General features: G+C 30.8%; 17 protein-coding genes and 1 pseudogene. All 18 read right to left on the bottom strand.

Annotation, left to right across the window (positions count from 1 at the left end; genetic code table 11):
• Positions 1-200: 200 nt before the first annotated feature.
• The gene (locus DY168_RS02260) at positions 201-1,205 is read right to left on the bottom strand and encodes a glycosyltransferase (RefSeq protein WP_115640283.1); all 1,005 of its coding nucleotides are present in this window, start codon (positions 1,203-1,205) and stop codon (positions 201-203) included.
• A 13-nt stretch (positions 1,206-1,218) separates the two neighbouring features.
• Complete coding sequence (locus DY168_RS02255; RefSeq protein WP_172556241.1) at positions 1,219-2,457, bottom strand: O-antigen polymerase; 1,239 nt, start codon at positions 2,455-2,457, stop codon at positions 1,219-1,221.
• A 95-nt stretch (positions 2,458-2,552) separates the two neighbouring features.
• Positions 2,553-3,554: pseudogene (locus DY168_RS02250) on the bottom strand (Gfo/Idh/MocA family protein); the annotation flags it as partial.
• A 12-nt stretch (positions 3,555-3,566) separates the two neighbouring features.
• Complete coding sequence (locus DY168_RS02245) at positions 3,567-4,886, bottom strand: nucleotide sugar dehydrogenase (RefSeq protein WP_341458803.1); 1,320 nt, start codon at positions 4,884-4,886, stop codon at positions 3,567-3,569.
• Between the two features lie 125 nt (positions 4,887-5,011).
• Positions 5,012-5,917, bottom strand: coding sequence for a UDP-3-O-(3-hydroxymyristoyl)glucosamine N-acyltransferase (locus DY168_RS02240; protein WP_115640279.1), 906 nt, complete (start codon positions 5,915-5,917; stop codon positions 5,012-5,014).
• Between the two features lies 1 nt (position 5,918).
• Complete coding sequence (locus DY168_RS02235) at positions 5,919-7,109, bottom strand: DegT/DnrJ/EryC1/StrS family aminotransferase (protein WP_115642381.1); 1,191 nt, start codon at positions 7,107-7,109, stop codon at positions 5,919-5,921.
• 21 nt (positions 7,110-7,130) lie between these two features.
• Positions 7,131-8,369 carry a glycosyltransferase family 4 protein gene (locus tag DY168_RS02230; protein WP_115640278.1) on the bottom strand — a complete coding sequence of 413 codons (1,239 nt, stop codon included), beginning with the start codon at positions 8,367-8,369 and terminating at the stop codon, positions 7,131-7,133.
• Between the two features lie 35 nt (positions 8,370-8,404).
• Entirely contained in the window at positions 8,405-9,592 is a 1,188-nt protein-coding gene (locus tag DY168_RS02225) for an ATP-grasp domain-containing protein (protein WP_115640277.1), read from the bottom strand.
• Positions 9,589-10,671, bottom strand: coding sequence for an aspartate aminotransferase family protein (locus tag DY168_RS02220; RefSeq protein ID WP_115640276.1), 1,083 nt, complete (start codon positions 10,669-10,671; stop codon positions 9,589-9,591). Before DY168_RS02220 ends, DY168_RS02225 begins: the two co-directional genes overlap by 4 nt.
• A gap of 10 nt (positions 10,672-10,681) precedes the next feature.
• Positions 10,682-11,323, bottom strand: a complete 642-nt coding sequence (locus DY168_RS02215) for a sugar transferase (protein ID WP_115640275.1) — start codon at positions 11,321-11,323, stop codon at positions 10,682-10,684.
• Positions 11,324-11,372: 49 nt separating this feature from the next.
• Positions 11,373-12,566 (bottom strand): DegT/DnrJ/EryC1/StrS family aminotransferase, encoded by a 1,194-nt coding sequence (locus tag DY168_RS02210; protein WP_115640274.1) that lies wholly within the window; start codon positions 12,564-12,566, stop codon positions 11,373-11,375.
• Positions 12,567-12,593: 27 nt separating this feature from the next.
• Positions 12,594-14,525 carry a polysaccharide biosynthesis protein gene (locus tag DY168_RS02205; RefSeq protein ID WP_115640273.1) on the bottom strand — a complete coding sequence of 644 codons (1,932 nt, stop codon included), beginning with the start codon at positions 14,523-14,525 and terminating at the stop codon, positions 12,594-12,596.
• Positions 14,526-14,963: 438 nt separating this feature from the next.
• Positions 14,964-16,070 (bottom strand): glycosyltransferase, encoded by a 1,107-nt coding sequence (locus DY168_RS02200; RefSeq protein WP_115640272.1) that lies wholly within the window; start codon positions 16,068-16,070, stop codon positions 14,964-14,966.
• A gap of 421 nt (positions 16,071-16,491) precedes the next feature.
• Complete coding sequence (galU, locus tag DY168_RS02195; RefSeq protein ID WP_172556240.1) at positions 16,492-17,361, bottom strand: UTP--glucose-1-phosphate uridylyltransferase GalU; 870 nt, start codon at positions 17,359-17,361, stop codon at positions 16,492-16,494.
• A 188-nt stretch (positions 17,362-17,549) separates the two neighbouring features.
• Complete coding sequence (rfbD, locus tag DY168_RS02190; RefSeq protein WP_115640270.1) at positions 17,550-18,395, bottom strand: dTDP-4-dehydrorhamnose reductase; 846 nt, start codon at positions 18,393-18,395, stop codon at positions 17,550-17,552.
• A gap of 78 nt (positions 18,396-18,473) precedes the next feature.
• Positions 18,474-19,523, bottom strand: coding sequence for a dTDP-glucose 4,6-dehydratase (gene rfbB, locus DY168_RS02185; protein WP_115640269.1), 1,050 nt, complete (start codon positions 19,521-19,523; stop codon positions 18,474-18,476).
• A 22-nt stretch (positions 19,524-19,545) separates the two neighbouring features.
• Positions 19,546-20,112 carry a dTDP-4-dehydrorhamnose 3,5-epimerase gene (rfbC, locus tag DY168_RS02180; protein ID WP_115640268.1) on the bottom strand — a complete coding sequence of 189 codons (567 nt, stop codon included), beginning with the start codon at positions 20,110-20,112 and terminating at the stop codon, positions 19,546-19,548.
• Between the two features lie 18 nt (positions 20,113-20,130).
• On the bottom strand, positions 20,131-21,030 hold the full coding sequence (rfbA, locus tag DY168_RS02175) for a glucose-1-phosphate thymidylyltransferase RfbA (RefSeq protein WP_115640267.1): 900 nt from the start codon (positions 21,028-21,030) through the stop codon (positions 20,131-20,133).
• Between the last annotated feature and the right edge of the window lie 18 nt (positions 21,031-21,048).

The raw sequence follows: 21,048 nt of genomic DNA, 5'->3' as shown, positions 1-21,048 counted from the left end.
TCTAATGATAAATTAAGCAGGGCAAAATACTTGCCCTACTCATGTTTTATTCATATTATACTTCTATTTGCTTCCATTAATCCAATGAAATATATTTATTTTTCAACAGTATTAATCAAATATGTAAGCATATCCTTATTTAAATCAAACTTTATATATTAAAAACACTTACATAAGTACCTAACAAAAACACTTATTTATCAGTATTCTCTTATCTTTCGAAATAATTCATAGTCTATGCCATCTTCATTCCAAGAATAATGGTTTATTCTTTTTATAGAGTCTATAGCATCACTAACACTTCTAGTCAATTTAAAGATTTTAATAGATATTGCTATCATATAAAACACTCTCCAAACCAACCAATAACCATAGTTATAAAACTCTTTTTGATTTATTATTCTATTAGAAAAGTGTACTACATAAGAATTGCAGCGACTTCTATTTGTTATACCTGTCTTATTTATTGAGCTACCAACCTTATGATATATAATAGATGTTAGAATAGATTCTACCAATACATTGTTATTTTTCAACCTCTTACAATAATTGAAATCTTCTTCCCCAAAAAAGAATTTTTCTGAAAGGACACCATGCTTTAATAAAATCTCTTTCCTAATCATTAATACACATCCCGTAATAAATGGTGTTACTAAAGATTCTTTTCCTTGTTTTATAAGCCTATCTATTTTATTTTGTGTGTAATATCTACGATCTCCATACAAAGTAAACCTTCCCCCTGCATTCCATAACATCTGTTTATCTCTATACAATCTAATATTACAACTAAGAGCACCTGTATTTTTATTATCATCTAAATATCTAACCATATTACTTATAGAATCTTCAGTTATGACGGTATCATTGTTAAGTAAAAGTGAGTACTCATAATTATACTTCACCTTATTTAAAACTAAATTATTTCCTCCAGCAAACCCTAAGTTCTTTTCTCCCCTAATAAAAATCAAATTAAAATCATTATAACTTTTCATTACATTAAATTCTTTATCATCGACTATTATGTTCTTTAATTTATAATTAGATTTTATCCATTCTTCAATATAAATTAAAGATCCATCAGATGAACCATTGTCCAATAAAAAGACTGTAAACTTATCTGTCTCATTCTTAACTATAGACTCTAAGCATTCTATAGTATCTTCATATCCATTCCAATTTAATATAACTATTGCTAGCTTATTCATATCATACCTCACATTATCTTTTTAATGGGTTTTTCATATATTTAAATCTTTTGTTTCTCAATATAACCTCAACAACATATAATAATATAAAGTTTAAAAATATACCTGAAACAGTGAAGAAGTTTCCAAAGAATAGCATTGTCACTACCGATAGCATATAAGCGGTTAATGCAACATTTTTTGCTTTATATTTACTTGAATTATAAAAGTAATATATTATGCAAAAGATTACTATTATATAGATAGTAGCGACTAAAAATCCAGATTCATAAACAGATTCAGCAAATATTCCTCCTACATTTGTATCCTGATAGTTCGATATAGGAACATTTTCAGTAATTACAGGATTTATGTACTTACCTGTTCTAAATAATGCTTTAATTATATTAATTGGAACAGTAAACATAATCATTATCCCCTCACCCATATCTATCCTATTATTAAAATAATAATTTGTAGAAATCAAGGGACTTAACAAATACATAGCAAAATGTTTAACTGAAAACCCAACACTTTCTAAGAATTCACCTTTATCATATTTACCTAATAATATAATTGGCTTTAATGCATATATTCCAACAAAGCTAAGTATTCCGCCTAAACCAAATATACCGAAATATTTTAATGACTTTTTAATGCTAATATCATTCATTATTCCATTAAATATCAAAATGTACATTGTAGTTATAAAAATAGTATACTTACCTCCAAATAAAAATAAATTTATGTAAAGTACCATGATTATAATTATATAATAAAACTTATTTTTATTTTTCAAAAATAAAAATAGTATATAAGGCACCAATACTATAGCTAAGCTACCAATGTGGGCAAATATCCCGAATTCTTTTCCTTTTATATTATTAATACCATATACTTGTATACATTGAATAAGCGAAATGCACTTAGCAATTAATCCAATTAAAAATACTATTAATATTTCAAAATCTTTATTAACAATATTATCACCATATTGTTTTATCTCATCCTTTACAACCACATTCTTCTTATATATTACCTTATTAAAAAACATACTAACTAAAAATATAATAATAAGGAAACACATTATATACATAATTGAACTATTATCTATTTCATAAAACCCTAATCTTACAGCGATGGTATTGTTAACTAAAATTAAAAGGCTGTAGACTGATGATATTAATATAAAAGGATTTAAAAAGGTATTATATACCTTGTACTCCATTCTTATTAATATACATATAACTATCAAAAATAAAACTTCCACCATTTCACTTCCTATCTTTCATTTATTCTTATATTAAGAACTTTTTAACTTTAAACGTTGAATTATAAACATACCCACATTTTATTTTGGTATTACTGTTCATAAGCCTTAAGTATTATCTGCATGGCTTTCTTTCCTTCTTCTCCACTAACTAAAGGTTCCCTATTATTATTTATAGAATCTATAAGATCTTTATAAAGCGGAGTATGCCCCTTACCATAGACACTATCTACTTCTGAGCTCTCATCTTCTTTGTCATAATCTCTCTCATCTTCAAACTGCCATGTCTTTATTTCATTAACAGCTAGTCCTCCTATTACAACGGTTCCCTTTTCTCCAAATATGCTTAAGGTCTCCTCTAAGTTTTTAGGATAAACACAAGCACTTCCTTCAACCATACCTATAGACCCATTTTTAAATCTAATTAATATAGCTCCGAAGTCTTCCATTTCTATATTTCTTAAATATGTGTCTCTTTCAGCATGTATTCTTTCAACTTCTGATCCCATCATCCATTGAAGTAAGTCTATATTGTGTATACATTGATTCATAAGAGTTCCACCATCTAAAGCTTTTGTCCCTCTCCAAGGTGCCTGCTTATAGTAGTTATCATCACGTGTCCAAAGTATCCTAGCAGTTCCATTTATGATCTTTCCAAACCTGCCTTCTTCCATTGCTCTTCTTAACTTTTGAATAGGAGGATTGAATCTATTTTGATGTGATATACATACCTTCTTATTCTTTTCCTTTCCTAAAGCTATAATACGATCTGCATCTTCTACTGATAGTGCCATAGGCTTTTCTATAAGTACATGCTTGTCTTTATTTAAACAGTCCATAGCATGTTTTGCATGGTATCCACTTTCAGTAGATATTGCTACTACATCTATCTCTTCATTTTCTAACATCTTTATATAGTCTGTATACACCCTTACATCGGATTCTTTTAATACATCTTCATATTGTTTCTTTAATTCAATGGCTTTATCTTCTATAATATCACATACTGATACCAACACCGCTTCTTTATTGTTATTAATTAGTGCCTCTATATGTTTATGTGATATCCTTCCACATCCAATAATTGCAAACTTAAGCATTATAACACCCCTTTATAATAATTCTATATTTTCTCTTTTTTCAACAGCCTTCATAGCATTTTTAGTGTCAAATATAACTATAGAATTATCTTGAACAAAGTTATAGTCAACATTTGTATGTGCTGTTGTAACTACTACTAAGTCCGCATCTTTTAATACTTCTTTGGTAAGTTCTTTTATACCTTCTTTGGTTTTACCTTTGAAACTATATTCAGATACAAATGGGTCGTAAAAACCAACTATGGATCCTTCATTTTCAAAGTTTTCTATAACCTTTAAGGCAGGACTTTCTCTAAAGTCATCTATATCTTGCTTATAAGATACACCGAGTATTAATACTTTTGACCCATTAAGAGACTTTTTGTATCTATTTAATATTTTTGATGCTCTTTCTATAACATAATAAGGCATGCTATCATTTATTATCCCTGAAGTTTCTATTAGTTTTGTATGATAATCGTATTCTCTTGCCTTCCAAGTTAAATAGTATGGATCAAGTGGTATGCAGTGTCCACCTAGTCCTGGACCTGGATAGAAGGCTTGGAATCCATAAGGTTTTGTTTTGGCAGCATCTATTACTTCCCAAACATTTATCCCCATCTTATCACAAATCATTGCCATTTCATTTGCTAGTGCAATATTAATATTTCTATATGTATTTTCAAGTATCTTTTCCATTTCTGCTACCTTTGGTGATGATACTTCGTATACATCCCCTTCTAAAACCGCTCTGTACATTGCTGCCGCAACCTCTGTAGAGTCTTTTCCTATTCCACCTACTACCTTTGGAGTATTCTTTGTCTTATATAACTTATTACCTGGATCTACTCTTTCTGGAGAAAATGCCAAGAAGAAGTCTTCTTCACACTTTAGACCTGATCCTTCCTCTAATATTGGTAGTATAAGCTCTTCTGTAGTCCCTGGGTATGTAGTACTTTCTAAAACTACTATAGCTCCCTTTTTTAAATATTTTGATATGGCTATAGTAGAATCTCTTACATAACTAATATCTGGTTGTTGATATTGGTCAAGTGGAGTTGGGACACAAATAGCTATAAAGTCTGCATCTTGTACTATAGAGAAGTCTGTAGTTGCTGATAATAATCCACTTTTAACTAGTAGTTCTAAATCTGAATCCACAACGTCTCCTATATAGTTATGTCCTTCATTTACCATCTTAACCTTTGATTCTTGTATATCAAAACCCACTGTCTTGTATCCTGCTTTAGCCTTTTCAACTGCTAGTGGTAGCCCTACGTACCCTAATCCTACTACAGCTACTACAGCTGATTTATTATGGATCTTTTCTAAAATATTATCTTTCATTTTCATCCTATCATTCATATTATATCTCCCTTAAATTTAAATTTCATTTGCCAATTGATATTCTTTATTACAGGATTTACATAAGTATATTTCTGCTCTAACTTATCTCATCATTCACATATATCTTAATACTATCTAATAGATCTTATAAATTCAATAAATCTCTTATGATCTATAGCAAAATTCCCAGTAACATTTGAATCTTTATCTAAACTCCTTGTTGCTACAGATCCAATATTAACTCTACAATTCTCATCTACAATAAGACCATTAGATACAGTTGCGCCTACTCCTATCCATGATCCTTCTTTAATTAATGTTCTTCCCCCAATTAAAGACCCTGCTACTAAAAAGACTGCATTTCCAAGCTTTACACCATGAGCTACGTGAACTAAATTATCCACCTTACAGTTATCGCCAATTAATGTTTGATCCCATGGATAAATTGCTTTATCTACACAAGTATTATATTGTATCTCAACAGACTCCCCTATCACTGTCCATCCCACATGATTTACTGGAAGAACTTGTTTACTAGACATCCTTTTAAACTCGAAGCCTTCTCCTCCAATTACCGTTCCTGCTCTAATGATAGTGTTATCTCCTATAATTGTATTTTCTTTTATTGAAACAAACTCTTCTATAATTACATTGTTTCCTATACTTACATTCTCATCAGATATACATGATAACTTACTAATTGTACAATCAGCACCTATTTTAGTTTTATATCTTTTAATCATATTATATTCATCTGTGGTTGATAAATAATTATGCAATTTAAAAAATGATATTCGTGGATCATCACTAATACAAATTGCTCTGTCCTTTATCTTTTCAGCTATCTCAGGTTTAGTTATTATCATAGTTACATTTTTAGATATACTATTTATGTATTTTTCATTTTCTATAAAAGTACAAACCCCTAAGTCCACTTCAGAACTTGCTAGCCCTAAGGTTTCAAATTCACCGTCTTCAACTATCTGGCAAATGCCGAAATCATTCTTTGCATTTTTCAATATTTTAGATATTTTCATATTACTTGTCAACCTCCTTTACCTTTTCAACTATATACTCTTTTTCTTCACTAGTTAATTCAGCAAACATAGGTATTGCAAAAGTTCTTTCTGATAGATACTCTGCATTTGGCATATCTCCAAGCTTATATCCAAGACCTTTGTAAACCTTTTGAAGATGAATAGGTACTGGGTAATAGATTCCTGTAGCTATTCCACTACCTTTTAGGTAAGATACTATTTCTTCTCTCTTTTCTGATTGAAGGATATACATATGGTATACATGTTTTAAATTCCCCTCTTCATGCGGTGTCATTAAATCTGTATCTTTTAAGCTTTCATTGTAAAAGTTTGCATTTTCTCTTCTTCTTGTATTCCAAGTATCAAGCTTTCTTAGTTTTATCCTTAATATAGCTGCTTGAATTTCATCTAACCTAGAGTTATATCCTACAAGATAATTGTAGTATTTTAGAGGATTATATACTGTATTATCCGTGCTTTTATCTTCGTCTACATTTCCTTTTATATCATTAAGCAAATTATAGGCCTTATTCCCATTTTCCCCACTACCATGAGTTCTAAGTGCCCTACATATAACTTCCAATTTTTCATCTTTTGTTACTATCATTCCACCATCACCAGCGCAACCTAAGTTCTTTGTAGGAAAGAATGAAAAGCAAGCTATATCTCCTAGAGTTCCAACCTTTCTACCTTTATACTCTGATCCAATTGCCTGACAGGCATCTTCTACAACTTTTAGATTATGTCTTTTAGCTATTTCATTTATTTCATCCATATCTGCTGGCTGACCAAAAATATGAACTGGCATAATTGCTTTTGTTTTTGCTGTAATCTTTTCTTCTATTTTTGTAACATCTATATTAAACGTATCTAACCTTACATCTACCAATATTGGAGTTGCCCCTACTGAAGATATACTTTCCGCTGTTGCAAAAAATGTGAAGGTACTAGTTATAACTTCGTCTCCTTCTCCTATGCCTAATGCCTTTAAAGCTATAATTAGTGCATCAGTACCATTTCCTACAGATATACTATTTGTTCCACCTAAGTAGTCACTAAATTCCTTCTCAAAGCTTCTTACATTTTCACCCATTATATAATTAGCTGAATTTAATACTTCTAAAACATTTTTATCCGACTCTTCTTTTATTGTTTCATATTGCTTTTTTAGATTAATTAATGGTATTTGCAACATCTACACCGTCCTTTAACTTTAATCTTCTAATATTACCTTCTCTAACTTATCAGTTAGAATCTTGAAATCAAAATCCTCTGCTGCCTTTAAAGCATTATCACAATATGTATTATATTCTTCTTTTGACATGTTGTAGAACTTAATTATATTTTCAGCTAAAACTTCTGAATTAGCATTATCTAATGATATCCCACCTTGATATTTATTAAAAATATCATATCCAAATTCACAGTCAGATATAGAAGGTTTTCCACTTGCAAGATAATCAAACATCTTATTCATGCTAGAGCCATACTTTTTTAAACTACTTTGAGAGAAATGCATTATATTTAAATCACACTTACTTAGTATATACGGTATCTTATCTTTTTCTAGCTGTCCTTTGAATACAATATTATCAATATCATTTTCCATGCAATATTTTTCTAATACTTCTTTATCAGAACCATCTCCATATATTAAAAACCTTATATTTGTATTACCATTCTTTTTGATTGTATCTGCAACATCTACTATCTTTTTAACATTATTTGCTTGTCTTATAGAACCAGCATATACTACTTTAAAAGTATCTTCATTATCCAAATGCACATCTTTTGTAATATGATTCTTCTTATTATAATTAAATTGTTCGAGATCTACACCATTGTTGATATAATGTATCTTTGACATATCGATGTCCTTATCCCATCCTTTGTTAATGATATAATCTTTTCCACCTTCCATGGAAAATATAAGTTTATCCGATCTTTTATATATCCATTTTTCAATCTTATATAAGATTCGTATAATTGGATTGCACTTTGACATATTTTTATAAACAACTATAGACTCTGGCCACAAATCTCGAACTTCTAATATAAACTTTGATTTAAATTTCTTAGCTACTAAATATGGCGACCAAGCAAAAATTGCTTCTAAATCACATATTACTACATCTGGCTTTTCACCAATTCGTTTTGATACCTTAAGTAACCTTAATGGGAATTGTAACATATTAATTATTCTTGATATCCCATTACCAGAATAATTTGATGTCTTTATATGAACAAAATCCAATTCATCATAGGTCTTTTGAATATACAATTTCTTCTTATCATTAATAAGGTTTATGTCTGTATTATGTATAGTACTAGCAGCAAATATTTTTACTTTGTATCCCTTTTTTATTAAATATTTAGCCATTATATTATTCCTAACCCTAGTCTCATACTGTGGTGGCATTGAATAGTGGTTTATTATCCATACATTTTTCATTGATTTACCCCTTAAATTATTAATCAATTATGATATTAATCAATTATGATTTTAATTTCATTAACAGTTTTCTTACAGATGTCTATTGCTTTTTCATTTGATTCAGCTTGCGAAATAATATATCCTATTCGGTCTACACTACTTCTTATTTCACCTATCTTATCACCAATAAACTTAGATATAATTATACTTTGTATACCTTCTTTATTTCTTGCCTTTTCTATATCTTGAAACCCTGATAAAGTTCCACTATTTGAATTAAAGTACCTAATTGCAGCCCCTTTGTTAAACACCTTTTCTAGCTTAGGCTCATCCCCCAAGGCTAGGTCTATACAGGCTTCTACCATATCTATACCAGTTGCAAGTGGCACTAAAGAAGTTGTAATATTATCCCCACCAAGCCTAGCACCTAATTCAACAACTTTTGCACCCTGACTTGTAACAATAATTTCTGTATGTGCTGAACTATTATCAATCCCTATTGCTGCTATAGCTGCTTTAGTAACCTTTTTAATATCTTTCTTTATATTTTCACATAATGATGATTGTATTGAGTGTCCCATTTCTACAAAGTATGGTGGCCCAGTAGTCTCTTTATCTGTTATAGCTATAATATGTGTAATGCCTTTAATAGTAATTGTCTCCACACTAACCTCAGGACCATACATATATTCTTCAACTACAACTTCGCCACTTTTAGAAAATCTTCTACTGTATTCATATGCCTTTTCTAATTCATTTCTATCCTTCAAGAAATAAACGCCCCTACTACCTGAACTATCAGAAGGCTTGATTATAATATCTCCGTTAAAAGAATTGACAGCCTTTTCAAATTCTTTATATGTTAAAACAGACGAAAAAAATGGTATTGGCACATTAAATTTTGAAAGTTGTTCTCTCATCCTAGCCTTATCTGTAGCCATCACAGCTGTCTTTTGAGTTATTGTATTTAAATTCAGTCTTTCACCAACTGCTGCAACTGAACGCATTGGCATATCCGTTGCAAGTGTCATTATCCCATCAATATTCAATTCTACTGCTTTATCTAAGATACCCTCCGTATCAATAGTACTTAACTCATAAAACTCATCTACATATTTAACTCCAACAGCACCCTTATTCATATCAATGCCAACTACATATATTCCCTTCTCCTTTGCTTTTAATATGGCAGGTAACTGTAACTCACTAGCTCCTAGAATCATTAGTTTTCGTTGTGTCATATTGTTCCCCCTGAAAAAGCCTTAATTGTTTTTGCTATATACTCCATATCATTTACTGAGTATCTTTGATCACAAGGAATTGATAACATATTATCAGATAAATGAGAGGAAACCTCATAATTCAAACAAACTTCGTCTGGAAGTGGCCACAATACTGGACAATATATACCATTCTTTGCGAGCCATTCTTGCATCTGAGTCCTATTATTTTCTACTATAATAGGAAAACAAAATGGGCATTCTTCTTCTGTCATTATTTTATTTACTATAGGAATAGCTATGGACCTATCAATCAAATTATAAAGTATGTTAAAGTTTTCCCTTCGCTTTCGTTTCATGTAATCAAAATCCATTTGATTTATTATTGATAAAGAAAATGGCGATATTTCGAATATTTTATCATCTAACTCAATGGAAACCTCTGCTTCTGATAGTAACTTTCTACATCTTACTTTTAAATCCTTTTCTCCATTTTTAATATAATCTGATTTTAATTTCATTGCTTCTTTTCTATTTTTATAAAATAGACTATCATTAAATTGTAATCCATTTTTAAAATTGTATTTACAACTTATTGCAATAGCACCGTCAGGAATCGCAAACCATTTTCTTAAACTAGCTACAATAAAATCAGGTTCAAATGTCATTGACTCATTAAAATAACTATGCGTACAGTCAGATAAAATTATCATCCTTTTAGAATATTCTTTAGCTAAACATACAGCATCATGATTTTTGCTCATACCAAACCAATCAATTACAAGCATAACATCTGGATCTTTACAAAGTCCTTTTTCTATATCTTTTAAAATTGGATTAAAGTTTTCATCTATACCGAAATATTCAATAGAATATCCTTTGTTTAAAAATGGTTGAAGCATTGACTTACATATATATGTAGGAAGTAACGCAACCTTTTTACAAGGCACTATTTCACTTAATATAAATCCTATTGCCTCTCTACCACTTCTAGTATATCTATAGTCCTCATATTTCTTTTGAATTATATTGAAACTTCTACCTAATTCATTACTTACTTCTAATTCTATATGAAATTCGCTACCTATTTCTCTAAGCATATTTCATCTCCTATTTAATCAAGTTATACATCTTTTTATTTGCCTTGGACTTTTCTATATCTAAATTAGGTGTATATATATTCTTTCTACAAAGTACTGATACTAGTGTTGCAAAAAGGATCTTTAAATCTATAATAAAAGAAATGTTTTTAGCGTAATACACATCATTATCAGTTTTTTTACGCCCATCTGAAGAATTTCTAAAATATGCTTGATTATATCCTGTTACACCAGGTAACACATTAAGCAACACCTTGTCCTCTTCTAAATATCGTTCTAGCCAATCTGTAGGATCAGGTCTTGGCCCTATAAAACTCATATCTCCTTTGATAATGTTTAAAATCTGTGGAATTTCATCTATACTTGTCTTTCTTAAGATCTTACCTACTTTTGTTTGTCTAGGATCTTCTTCACCATTAAATGTAGATCCATCCTCTAGTCGCCAATCCGGAGCATTGACTTTCATTGAACGAAACTTATACATTTTAAATGATTTACCATATCTCCCAAGACGCTCACCAAGGTAAAATACCGGACCTTTATCTTCAACTTTAATGGCTACTACCACTATCATATAAACAATTAAAAAAAATGGCATAAGTATTATTGCAAAGATAATATCAAATAATCGTTTAAATATATTTATATACAAGATATCCACTCCCTATATTAATAATCTTCCCTTCTAAATCTCATACCTATTATTTAACAACTTCTTTCAAGCATTCTGTAATATACTTAACTTCCTCGTCACTAAGTAAGGTATGAAGAGGTAATGTAATTTCATTCCTATACATATCAAATGCATTAGGGTAATCTTTTATATTAAACCCTAGGTTCTTATACGCTGTATGCATAGGTAGAGGTTTATAATGAACATTTGTTGCAATGCCCTTTTCACCCATCTTCTTAATAATTATATTTCTATAATCTTCATCTTTATCATTTAATCTAACTAAATATAAATGTCCACTTGAAGAAGACTCATCAGTAAAATGTTTCAAACTTTTAGCAATGCTATTTTCTAAATATTTATCATACATATCTATAATTTGTTTTCTTCTTTCTAATATCGCATCATACCTTTTTAACTGTGCGAGTCCTAAAGATGCCATAATATCTGTCATATTACACTTGTATGCAGGATAAATTATATCATATTCCCAAGATCCCGGATCGGTTTTAGAAAGTGCGTCCTTTGTTTGTCCATGAAGTGATAACAACATATACTTTGTGTATATGTCCTCATTATCAATGTTAGGAATATCTCTCCACGTCGCTGCACCGCCCTCTGCCGTAGTTAAATTCTTTACTGCATGGAATGAGAAACAGGTAAAGTCTGCGACTTCTCCGCTTTTTCTACCCTTATATGTAGCACCAAAAGAATGAGCCCCATCAGCCAAAATTACTACTCGCCCTATAGATTTTTGAATTTCATTTGATGGGTTGAAAATATTTTGCTTCCTATTTACTATTTCAAATATCTTATCATAATCACACATAACTCCCGCAATATCAATAGGTATAATTGCCTTGGTTTTATCCGTTATTGCTTGTTCTAACTTTTCATAATCCATTTCAAATGAATCTTTTGCTGTATCAACAAGCACTATCTTTGCTCCCACATGATGTATAACACTTGCTGAAGCTGTATAAGTGTATGCAGAAGTAATTACTTCATCTCCTTCTCCAATACCTAAAAGCCTAAGTGTAAGTTCCATAGCTGATGTGGCTGAATTAAAGCATACTGCTTTAGATGAATTAGTATATTTAGCTATCTTTTGTTCAAACAACTTTGTTTTAGGCCCAGTTGTTATCCATCCTGACCTTAACGTATCTACTACCTCATCTATTTCTTCTTGTGTAATATCTGGTGGCGAAAACGAAATCTTCATAATTTAAACTCCTTTTTACTTTATAATTCAAATACCACTGGCAACCTCACCTTTTGCCATTACCTTTTTATGTCCACAAGCCTTTATATCCTCCATATGTTCCTTATCTTTATGTCCTAGCTTTGTCTCATTTAAAGTAGCTTCCTTATAGGTTGGTACCATTTGTTTTATTCCATCTTTTATTTCTTCTGAATTATCATTATCTAATATAAACTTTAATGAGTTAAGATTAGTTTTTAACTCCTCTATATCTATGTATGTTGGTCTTCCTATGAATATCTTATCATGACGAGTCTCTTCTAAGCCTTCTTCTGACATTAGTAGCTCTTCATATAGCTTTTCTCCGGGTCTAAGGCCTGTTACTTTTATTTCTATATCTTCATTAGGCACAAGTCCTGATAGTTTTATAAGGTCTGTGGCCAAGTCATATATCTTAATAGGACTTCCCATATCTAATACGAAGATTTCTCCACCCTTTGCATATGCTCCTGCTTGAATTACTAGCTGCGCTGCCTCTGGTATTAACATGAAAAATCTTGTTATTTCTTTATGGGTTAATGTAAGTGGTCCACCTTTTGCTATTTGATTTTTGAATAATGGTATTACGGAACCATTACTACCTAGTACGTTTCCGAATCTTACTGCTACAAATTCTGTTTTACTTACTTTATCCATAGCCTGTACTATCATTTCACATATTCTTTTAGTTGCACCCATTACGTTGGTAGGGTTTACAGCTTTGTCTGTAGATATCATAACGAACTTTTTTACACCATACTTATCTGCAGTTTCTGCAAGATTAAGCGTTCCAAAAACATTGTTCTTTATGGCTTCTCCTGGGCTTACCTCCATTAAAGGTACGTGCTTGTGTGCAGCAGCATTAAACACTACCTCTGGTTTGTACTTAGAGAATATTATATCCAGCCTTTTTTTGTCTCTTATAGATCCTATTAAAACTTTTAGGTTTAAACTAGGAAAGTTGTATTTTAATTCATTTTGTATATCATAGGCGTTATTTTCGTAGATATCAAATATTATAAGTTCCTTTGGTTTAAAAATAGCTATTTGCCTACAAAGCTCTGATCCTATGGATCCTCCACCGCCAGTAACCATTACAACTTTATTATGTATGTATTCTGATATCCCTTTATCATCAAGCTTTATTTGATCTCTACCAAGTAAGTCTTGAACACTTACATTTCTCATGGTATTTAATTTGGCTTGTCCATTAAGTAATTCATAAAGTCCTGGTATTATTTGAAGCTTACATCCAGTCTTTTTACAAATGTTAATGATTTCAGCCTTGCTTTTCTGATTAAGAGAAGGTATTGCAATTAGTATGGTATCAATTCTTTGTTCTTTTGAAATTCTTTCTATATCATGTCTATTACCCATAACTTTTACACCACAGGTGCTTTTACCCTTCTTATATGAGCTATCATCTATTATTACTACAGGATTATAACTCTTTTCTTTTATTGTGAGCATTTCCTTTATTATCATATTACCACAAGCTCCTGCTCCTACAACCATTACCCTATTCACATTTCTGTTATGTCGTACATAAACATACAAAAGCCCTCTTCTATATATTCTAAAGGAAAGCCTAAATCCTAAGGTAAGAACTGTAGACATGACTACTGCTATAATATGAACATTTATTGGAATATAACTGCCTAACGTATATCCGAATAATGTGGATACCACTCCTGATAAAATATTAGCTCCAACCACAAGCATAAGCTCATCTATGCTAGCATAATTCCATAAGCTTTCATATAGTTTCATTATATAAAATATAACTATATAAATTAAAGAAATTATTATTGCATCCCTTTTAAATGAGTCAAAATAAAGTCTTGGAATGTCATAATAAATTAAACTAAAGGCTATTATATAAGCTACGTTTATAGAAAATATATCTATTATAACTAAAGCAACCTTTTTAAAACTTCGCATTACTTCTCCCCCACTATGTATGTATCCACTGATTTTTAAAGTTTAATTTTCAGTTAAAAACACTCTTTTTACCTGTTTTCTGTATAATTATATCATTTTTAAAAGTTAAAGTCCATTATGTGACAATTGAATTTTAGAACCTAATTTTAGTCTACAGCCTACCCTTCACTGAGCATCTTATAAGTAACAATTCTTTATAGCCACATGATACTATAAAATATAAAGATGAGTAGAACAAGGCAAGTGTCCTACTCATTCTTATATTTTTATTGTTTTACAAATGCTTAAAATTAAATGCTTTTATTTATCAATAATATCAAACATAAAAATAAGTAGAACAAAGTAACCGCCCACTCATATTCGCACTCAAACTTTACTATGGTTTTTCATACATCTACATAATATTTTAATCTGAAGTTCTTATATAATTAGTTTTGCCTACTTAAGTAAACACTTTTCATACACTGATACCATTGTATCAACATTCTTATCCCAGTCATAAAGTTCCATAACTCGATTTCTACCCTGTGTCCCCATTTTTATTCTTAATTCTTCATCAAGAACTAACCTTTCTAAGGCATTTGCTAATGCTAAGGGATTCTTTCTTTCAACAATAATCCCTGTAACATTATCGTCTACAACTTCCTTAAACCCTGAGACATTCGTGGCTACAACTGGAAGTTCCATGGACATGGCTTCAACTGCAGCCACACCAAAACTTTCACTATCAAGCACACTTGAAACACAAAATATATCTAATTCTGCTAGTGCTTTTGGAACCTTATTATTAGGAATTACACCTTTTAAATAAACGACACTCTCTAGATTTAAGTCTTTAATTAAATCAATCAACTCATTCTTTTGATCCCCGTCTCCGTAAATATTCACTTTAATCTTTTCTGAAATATCTTTCAATTTCTTATTTATCAAATTATCTATTAGTATTCTAATTGATTTAATCAAATCATCTATTCCATACTTTGGTGCGAGAGATTTTATATTTCCAATACATATATCACTATTACTTTTTATAGTTTCCCTTGGACTAAACTTGTTTAGATCTACTCCAAATGGAGTTACATTTATTCTGCAATTTTCTAACCGTTTCAACCTTTTCACTTGTTCTGCCATGCTATGACTTGTAGATGCAATTTTATCAGCGTATAGAATATTACTAACCACTAATCTCATTTTGATTCTACTTTGATATGGGAAATCATAGACATCACTTCCCCATACAGATAAAACTAAAGGTTTTAATTTTGCTAATCTAGCCAATGTCCCATATCCGCTGGCATAATGTGCATTAACTATATCAGGTTTTATTGTTCTAAATAATTGTTTCAATTCATGAGCATTAATAAAATAACCTTTTGTCCCTGCGCTTTTTAAACGATGTAATAAAACGTTTTCTGAAATAATATTCTCTGTTGGTTCATCATCATACTTATATACCAGATGGACTTCATGGTTTTTATCAGCCAAAGCATTTACCCATCTTACTGTATGAACACTCGCAGCATTTGCTAGAAATAATATCTTCATTTAGTATACCTCGCTTATATCGTATTATTTGTTCCTTATAAAATTGCTTAACTCCCATTTTATAATTTTGTAAATTCAATGGCAGAACTTCATAAGCCAACCAAAGAGATCAGCATTATGAATATATTAATTAATATATTCATAACAATATTTCTCGCATGTATCTCTTAACGTATGATTGTCTTCATTAGGAAGCCGATTTCTCATGTAATTATATCATCTTTAAAAGTCAAAGTCCATTAAGTTACAATTCCCTTTACCCCCCGTTTATTCCATAACTTATTCGTAAATGTACATAACAGTGGTACTAGTTTTTGATTTCAATCCTATAAACTCAAACCTAAAAAAGATGAATAGTACACCCAATGTGCACTACTCATCTTTATATCTTTATTATGAAATATGTTAACCTAAGACCTTTTTATTTACTAATAACATTAGTTAAATATTTAAGAAAATCATCCTTTAGATCATCTCTTCTAAGTGCATACTCCACAGTAGCTTCTAAGAATCCTTGTTTATCTCCTACATCGTATCGTCTTCCTATAAAGTTATAACCATACATATTTTCCTTTTTTGCAAGCTCTTTTAGGGCATCTGTAAGCTGGATTTCTCCGCCTTTTCCTGCCTTTGTATGTTCCAATATTCCAAATATTGATGGATTTATTATATACCTTCCTAGGATCGCTACATTTGATGGCGCACACTCTATCGCAGGCTTTTCCACTAAATCCTTTACATTATATACTCTATCTTCTATAAGATTTCCATCTACTATACCATATTTACTTACATCCTTCTTATCTACTTCCTGAACCCCTAGTATGCTTGTTTCATACTTATCATAAACCTCAATCATTTGCTTTAAACAAGGCTTATCTTCATTATAAACTATGTCATCGCCAAGAAGAACTGCAAAAGGTTCATTTCCAATAAAGCTTTTTGCGCAATGTATAGCATGACCTAAGCCCTTAGGTTCCTTTTGTCTAATATAATGAATATTCACCATATCAGATATCTTTCTTACCTCTTCTAATAGATCATTTTTACCCTTTTTCTCAAGTTCAAGCTCTAGTTCTACAGACTTATCGAAGTGATTTTCTATAGAGGTTTTGTTTCTTCCTGTAATAATTAAAATTTCTTCGATACCTGAATCTACAGCCTCTTCTATTATATATTGAAGCGTTGGCTTATCTACTATAGGTAGCATTTCCTTTGGTTGAGCCTTTGTAGCTGGTAAGAACCTAGTTCCAAGTCCTGCTGCAGGTATTATTGCTTTACGTACTTTCATTATTATCTTCCTCTCTTTAACTATTTTATGAAACTTAACTTTGCTTAATTATATTTTGTTACTTTATTAACTTTATCTATTATACTTGTTGAAAACTTGAATTATATCAGAATAACATCATATCCCCTTTGTATTATTAACCTTACAATATGAAATATATTCTAAGGTAGAATAATATTAAAGGTTTATTAAGATTCTTTATTTTCTAAGTAATCTTTTAAAGCTTCTTGCCAAGTCCTAGTTATATCCCCAGTAGTTAATTCTAGCATATAGTTTCTAAGTACTGAATACTCAGGTCTTTTAGCTGGTCTTGGAAATTCATCTGTTGTGCAGGGAATAACCTTTGTATCTATACCCTTTATTTTGAATATTTCTTTAGTTAAATCATACCAAGTGCATTCTCCTTTGCAGGTACAATGGAATAGGCCGTAGTTTTTGTTTTTTACTAAACTGATTATAACTCTGGCTAAATCTACTGTACTAGTTGGAGTTCCTTTTTGATCATTTACTACTTTTAAAGTTTTATTGGTTTCACTTAATTTAATCATAGTTTTTACGAAGTTATTGCCATCACCATAAAGCCATGCTGTTCTAACTATGTAATGTTTAGGATTAAGCTTACTTACAACTCTCTCTCCTTCTAACTTAGTTTTTCCATATACGGTTTTAGGATTTACTTCATCAAATTCTGTAAGTTCTATATCTCTTTCTCCATCAAAAACATAATCAGTGGATACCTGTACTATTTCAGCACCTATGGCATAAGCTGCTGTGGCTAAGTTCTTAGGGCCTATTGTATTAATTTTATATGCCATATCCACATCTATTTCACATTTATCTACAGCCGTATGTGCTGCACAGTTTATAATTACTTCTGGTTTATGATTATTTACAAATTCATATACAGCTTCCATATCTGTTATATCTAACTCTGATATACCTGTAAGTATTAATTCTACATCTTTTATTTCATTATATTGTTTTGTTAGTTCTCTACCTAATTGACCGTCTGCTCCTGTTATTAATAGTTTCATCTTAACACCTCTTATCATATTTAAAGCCTTATTATAAGGAAACCCTCAGAGCTTACCCTAAAGGTTTATAAACTTTATTTATTGATACATCTTAGCATAGTATTTTTGATAATCACCTGATGTTACATTTTTCATCCAAGATTCATTATCTAAATACCACTTAATTGTCTTTTTTATTCCAACTTCAAAAGTTGTTTCTGGATACCACCCAAGTTCTTCTTTAATCTTAGCTGGATCTATTCCATATCTTAAATCATGGCCTTTTCTGTCTTCAACGTATTTAATTAGATTTTCTGTAACCTCTTTATCTACATTTTCATTTATATAATCAATAACAGTTTTAACTATGGTAATATTAGTTCTTTCATTATGTCCACCTACATTGTAAACCTCACCAAGTCTTCCATCATTAATAACCATGTCTATAGCCTTGCAGTGATCTTCTACGTATAGCCAATCTCTTATATTCATTCCATCACCATAAACCGGTAAATCCTTATGATTTAAACAGTTGTTTATAAGTAATGGTACTAACTTTTCTGGGAATTGATATGGACCATAGTTATTAGAACATCTTGTAATATTAACTGGCATTTTATATGTATCAGCATAAGCCTTAACCATTAAATCTGAACTAGTTTTACTTGCTGAATATGGGCTATGCGGATCAAGCGGTGTAGTTTCTGTGAAGAATCCAGTTTCCCCTAATGAACCATAAACCTCATCTGTAGAAACATGAATGAATTTAACACCTTCTTTAAATCCTGTTTCTGTTTCCCATGAACCTTTAGCACAATTTAACAGATTAACTGTTCCAAGTACATTTGTCTTTACAAAAACCTCTGGCTCTTTTATGCTTCTATCCACATGAGATTCTGCTGCAAAATGGGTTACGTAATCAATATCATATTTTCGAAACAATGCTGAAACTGATTCCTTATCACATATATCTCCTTGAACAAATATGTACCTTTCATCACTTTCAATAGCTTTTAAATTTTCTAAGTTTCCTGCATAGGTTAGTTTATCTAAATTTATTATTTTGATATCATTATATTTATTTAACATGTAATGAATAAAGTTTGAACCTATAAATCCAGCTCCACCAGTTACTAAATAAGTCTTCATAATACACTTCCCCCTACATTTTTTATTTATATGTAAATGGTACCTTAATCTCTGACAGTTTCTTTTGTACCTTATCCTTTTCTGATAATAATATTTCCCCTATACCTTCTATAGGCCACTTAATACCAACCTCTTCATCGTTCCATAAAAGTCCACCATCATACTCTGGTGAATAGAAATCAGTACATTTATAATTAAAGGTTGCTGTATCAGAGACAACAAGAAATCCATGCGCAAAACCTTCTGGCACATAAAATTGTCTTTTGTTTTCAGCTGTTAAAAGTACACCTTCCCACTGTCCAAAGTTAGGTGAACCTTTTCGAAGATCTATAGCCACATCAAAGACTTCTCCTTCTGTGGCACGAACAAGTTTGCCTTGCGTATGCTTTGTTTGAAAATGCATACCTCTAAGCACACCTTTTTTAGACTTACTTTCATTATCTTGAACAAATTCCATAGTAAGTCCAGCCTCAAAGAAATCCTTCTTGCTATAGGTTTCCATGAAATAACCTCTATTATCGCCAAAAACTTTTGGTTCAATTATATATAAATCTTTTATTTTAGTTTCTATAAAATTAAAATTTCCCATAAGTCCCTCCCTTAATTACTATATTGTAGCTGCTGCTTCTAAATTAGCATTATTATATTCATCAGCAATCTGCATTAAATACTTACCATATTCAGTTTTCATTAAAGGCTTTGCTAATTTTAAAAGCTTCTCTCTATTTATAAAACTATTTCTGTAAGCTATCTCTTCTATGCATGCTACATATAACCCTTGTCTAGTTTGAATAGCTTCAACAAAATTTGCTGCATCCAGTAGTCCTCTATGAGTTCCTGTATCAAGCCAAGCCATTCCTCTTCCTAAAAGCTCCACCTTTAAATTACCACGCTTTAAATATTCATTATTTACTGCTGTTATTTCTATCTCACCTCTAGCAGAAGGTTTAACATTTTTAGCTATCTCCACTACATCATTATCATAGAAATATAATCCTGGAACTGCGTAATTTGATTTAGGAAGTTCTGGTTTTTCTTCTATAGATATTACATTATTATCTTCATCAAACTCAACTACACCAAACTCGGTTGGATTGCTTACATGATATCCAAAAATAGTAGCTTCATCTCTTTCCACAGCATTTTTAAGCCTCTCACTAAATCCATAACCATGGAATATGTTGTCACCAAGTACTAAGGCAACCTTATCATTTCCTATAAATTCTTCACCTATAATGAAAGCTTCTGCAAGTCCATTAGGTGCTGCTTGTACAGCATATTTAATATCTAAACCTACATCACTACCATCACCAAGTAATTCTTCATAGCAAGGAAGATCCCTTTCAGTTGAAATTATAAGTATCTCTTTAATACCTGCAAGCATTAAAACTGATAATGGATAATAAATCATCGGTTTATCATAAATCGGCAGTATTTGTTTTGAAACAGATTTTGTTATTGGGTAAAGTCTTGTGCCAGAACCTCCAGCTAAGATTATACCTTTCATATTTTGCCTCCTTAGAAA

It is taken from the genome of Clostridium putrefaciens (assembly GCF_900461105.1).
GTDB classification, from domain to species: Bacteria; Bacillota; Clostridia; order Clostridiales; family Clostridiaceae; genus Clostridium_L; species Clostridium_L putrefaciens.
This window is presented reverse-complemented; position numbering and strand designations above follow the sequence as displayed.